The organism is Pseudomonas sp. HMSC063H08 (genome assembly GCF_001813645.1).
GTDB lineage: Bacteria > Pseudomonadota > Gammaproteobacteria > Pseudomonadales > Pseudomonadaceae > Pseudomonas > Pseudomonas aeruginosa.
Genome location: NZ_KV813568.1, coordinates 1 through 293 on the forward strand (window position 1 = coordinate 1; position 293 = coordinate 293).

General features: G+C 62.8%; 1 pseudogene. It reads left to right on the forward strand.

The window, feature by feature from the left end:
* Window positions 1–237, forward strand: a pseudogene (locus HMPREF2924_RS26450) (PilN family type IVB pilus formation outer membrane protein); the annotation flags it as partial.
* Between the last annotated feature and the right edge of the window lie 56 nt (window positions 238–293).

Sequence of the window (293 nt, forward strand, 5' to 3'; positions counted from 1 at the left end):
CAGACCAGCGGGGACTCCAAAGCCCAGTTCCCGAGCTACGACATACAACTGTTCGACCAGAAGGTACGCCTGCGCAGCGGCGAGACCTTGGTACTCTCCGGCTTCGACCAGACCACCGAGGACACCAACAAGATCGGCACCGGCGACGCTGGGTTCTTCGGGCTTGGCGGCGGGCTGACCCGCAATACCAAGCGCGAGGTCATCGTGGTGCTGATCACCCCCGTTGTGCTGGGCTGAACCATGGAGAAGCCTGACCTCGGCAGCCGTGGACCAGACGTCTCGATCCTGAGCTA